At 54.9% G+C, this 3,798-nt stretch carries 3 protein-coding genes; 1 reads left to right on the forward strand and 2 read right to left on the reverse strand.

Annotated features, from left to right (window positions below):
- Positions 1-1,356: hypothetical protein (locus tag VGE80_RS11785; protein WP_440592806.1), on the reverse strand; the 1,356-nt coding region annotated here is incomplete at its 3' end.
- A 382-nt stretch (positions 1,357-1,738) separates the two neighbouring features.
- On the opposite strand from VGE80_RS11785, the gene VGE80_RS11790 reads away from it, so the two are divergent.
- A complete protein-coding gene (locus tag VGE80_RS11790; RefSeq protein WP_373650700.1) occupies positions 1,739-2,125 on the forward strand; it encodes a DUF4440 domain-containing protein in 387 nt (128 codons plus the stop codon).
- 326 nt (positions 2,126-2,451) lie between these two features.
- Here the strand turns inward: VGE80_RS11790 and VGE80_RS11795 are convergent, their stop codons facing one another.
- Positions 2,452-3,360 (reverse strand): beta-propeller domain-containing protein, encoded by a 909-nt coding sequence (locus VGE80_RS11795; protein ID WP_440592807.1) that lies wholly within the window; start codon positions 3,358-3,360, stop codon positions 2,452-2,454.
- Positions 3,361-3,798 lie beyond the last annotated feature (438 nt).

The following is a 3,798-nucleotide window of genomic DNA, read 5'->3' on the forward strand; positions in this document are numbered from 1 at the left end:
ATCGACTTTGAATAGTGCTTCGGCACCATTGTTGACCTCACCCTTGACCTGCTCATGCTCATTACAGGTCGAGTAGAGTGCCGCGAATGCATTGTGCCGGACATCGTAATATGCACCGGTCGTGACGAAGATGTTCGACCAGCTGCAGACGTCCATCTGTCCCCCGGGCAACGGCTTGGCAATGGCGACAGTATGCACGGCGGTGGCTTCGCCATAACCACGCTGACCAACGTATGAAAACAGCAGGCTGAAGAGTGCTACTGTCCCGAGCAACCCCGCATAGACGACCCGAAAATCAGACCATTTTTTCCCCAGCAGGTAACAGCCCGGGAAGATCAGCAGGATGTAGGCCCAGAACATCATGTGGAGCAGGACCCAGTTATGATTTGGCTTGGTCATCTGCTTGAGCTGGGACAGGAACGAGGTCGACTTGAACGGGTCAGTCCCCTCGCTCATGTTATAATTCAAGTTCTGCTGCGGGACGTTCTCCTCAGTTTCCTCCACCCGGTCGACAATATCGTCGGTGCTTTCCGAGTTTGGTGGAAGGTAGTTCCTGGGCAACCCTGCGCAGGCCTGTTTCAGCTCCGCTTCGCTAAACTGCGAGCGGGTGAGAGGCATATACAGCACGCGTCCCGCGCCGTATCGCACATCGTCCAGAGGAGTTTTCAGAACGCTCATGGGGCCTGCGAAATCGGGGAATTTTCCGCTGGTGTCGTGCAGGACGACGACAGTTCCTCCGAGATAAAGCCAGTCAAGAAAGGCTTGGCGGCGCGACTCTTCCCAGCGCGGGACGTGGTCAAGGACGACCAGTTGCAGGCCGTCCGTCGCAATCACAAACGGAGGAAACAGATTGTCAGGCAGGTGGAATTTGATTCCGCCCCCCTTCCCTGAAACCGCGTTCGGGTCATCCAGAATCACTCGCTGATATTTGGCGAATCGGGGTTCTGGCAGATCGTAATAGCCCCCCTTGTACGAGACTCGCCAGGACTCGCTTCTGTAAGAGCCTTCACTGACGATATACGGGTAAAACTGAACCCACTTTGACGAGTTGGGCGACAGGGTCACGGACTCGACCAGCGTCGCATCCACAGTCCCCGCTCCCCCCAGCGACTTCCGCAGATAGATATTTCCCTCGAATGGTTGAGGTGTAGGGTTGTTCACAAGCACCGACAGGACGTTGAATCGGTGCGGCGCCACCTTGCCGTTGAATCCCCACTTATAGTCGGAAACATCCACTGCGAGTGCCGACGACGAGAAAACTCCCCACGCCAGACTGACACAAATCAGCCACAGGGAGTGGGTTCGTGCGAGCGTTGCCTGTGTGCGCCAGAATCTGGCCGTAGACGATGTTCCCATGTCCTTCCCTTCTGCGCAACAGCACGACACCGCAGTGACAGGTCCCGGCAGCAGCCTCACGCCTCAGCCGCTTCAAGGCATTCCGTCTGAATGGTGATAAGATGACACTAATTGACAAAAATTGAAACAGTATTGGCGACGGAAATTTGTGAGAGCCGAAACCTGACCCCATTTTGAGGGAAAAATGCGTCCGGCCGCTCGTTCCCTGACGGCAAAAGGTTCATTATGCTGTGTGATCTTAACTCGCATGATCGAGCGAGTCATACGGGGAATGTGGAGACCTGGTGTGGAGAAATTTCAGCACACCCTCTGCGACACCCACGGCAGCCTCATCGGGCGGCCGATCGAATGATCCCAATTTTGTACACAAGGAATATGACGGATGTCTGCTGAAGTAGAGCTTCTGGAACTCAGCCAAAAACTGCTGCACTCGATCGATAAAGGGGACTGGGCGACCTACGTCTCGCTCTGCGACGAATCAATCACCTGCTTCGAACCTGAAGCACTGGGGCATCTGGTCACCGGAATGCCTTTTCACAAGTTTTACTTCGACCTGCCCGCCAGCGCCACCAAGCCAGCCAAGCAGTCCTCAATCGCCTCGCCTCACGTCCGCGTGATGGGGGATTCTGCTGTGGTCACCTATATTCGACTCGTCCAGAAGCTCGACGGCAACGGCGGCCCACTCTCAGTGGCCGCGATGGAAACCCGAATCTGGCAGAAGACTTCCAGTGGCTGGAAGCATGTCCATTTCCATCGGACACCCTGCTGATCAAGACTTGTTTCGTACGCCGTACGCACGACGAATCAATGCAAATGTGCGGGTGAGCAGACAACGGTTACGTACATCAACGACGTGTGTCTACCAAAACCCCCGGAGGTCTTTCAGAACTCCGGGGGTTTTTCGTTTGAGAGTTGCCGCTTTCCCTCAAGAGTCTGCCGACGTGAACGCGCGAAACTTGTCGCGAGTTTGAAAATAGGGTGCCGGAGTCTTTCCTCTCTGGGATTCGGGCGAGCAATTGCCTCGGCGGCTTACCCTGGAATCGATCTCAACGTCAGAAAAACTCGCTCCGTTCACAAGCTTCTCTCAGATTCTGATTACTCGATGATTCTCGCGACCGGCAGACTGTTGCCGAAGCGTCGGAAGTCCTTGAATGTCCAGACGACCTTCTTCTGAGGATCGACTTCGACAAGCTGCGGGTTTGCTTCACCGGCATGGCAGTTGACGATCAGCGTGTTGCCATTGGCGAGTCTCTCCACCATTGTCACCCACGCCAGAGTGATTCCCGGAAGCTCTTTTTCTTCGACCGACCAGACGGTTTTGCCCTGTTTGTCAACTTCGATGACGCGGCGACCATCTCCCATTCCGATCAATGTGTTGCCATTTTCGAGCCGGAGTGCGGAATAGACCTTCGTCCCTGTTTTGTACTCCCAGACGACCTTCCCCTTCTCGTCATATTCCCTGACAACCTGATTGTCCCCTTCGTGTGCGACGAGGTAATTGCCGTTATCGAGCTTGCGAACCAGTCGCGTATCGGTGTGGGGATTTCGATGTTCGACTTGCAGAGGAACTTCTTTGAGAAGTTTGCCCATGGCGTCGACCTCGATGATCCGGGCCGGGCCACTTTCGACGATCATCGTGCTACCATTGGCAAGCCGCTGAAACGCGTGAACTTCGACTCGCTTCCCCTCGTTCCCATTCTGCTTCGCGGCATCGTACTTCCAGACGATTTTATAGTCCGGGGTCATTTCCACGATCTCGGTCCAGTCGGTTTGGAACAGGATGTTTCCATTCGCCAACTTCGCAGCATCATGAATATTGCGAATCGGAGTCTGCCACTCGATGTCCCCTTTTTCGTTTACGATTGCCAACGCTTTCGCAGAGTAATCTCCTACCAGTACTTTACGTGGTCGGCCGGAATGAACCGACGAATTGTCGTCGCCTAGACAATCCCCCGCCAGAATCGCTGAAAAGATGACTGCCAGACTCAACCGGTACAACTGCATTTGAGGTCTCCCTGCGGTGATGAGCACAATCCGATCGACCGATTGTAACCGGATGGGGGGCAGAAGGCTGCTCTCGCCCGCACCCCACGGTCTTAACCGATTATTGGAAGCCCAATCCTGACGTCACCGTCGTCTCCCCTGAAGTCAACAACAAGACTAAATGTCTTAAAAACACAAAACAACTGTTGAAGTATTCCGCCCTTCTGGACACCATGAGATGCGGCCAGCAGAACTTATCTACCCATGTCAGCTGCAGGTGAAGTTGGCGCTGAACTGGACGGCTCGGCCTCCGTCGCCCGGTACAACTGAGGTCGGATTGAAGACTGCCGCGAAGTACCCTCTCCGTCGATGGGAGTCTTGCATGTTCCACGGCGCTTTCGCACTCCTTGAACGGTCACTGCGGATTGATGCCCGCAACTGGCCGACGCACCTGTGTCG

Source organism: Schlesneria sp. (genome assembly GCF_036405755.1).
GTDB lineage: Bacteria > Planctomycetota > Planctomycetia > Planctomycetales > Planctomycetaceae > Schlesneria > Schlesneria sphaerica.

Coding starts and splice junctions, on each gene's coding strand:
- VGE80_RS11790 (WP_373650700.1), top strand. CDS start 1,739: ATGTCTGCTGAAGTAGAGCTTCTGGAACTCAGCCAAAAACTGCTGCAC.
- VGE80_RS11795 (WP_440592807.1), bottom strand. CDS start 3,360: ATGCAGTTGTACCGGTTGAGTCTGGCAGTCATCTTTTCAGCGATTCTG.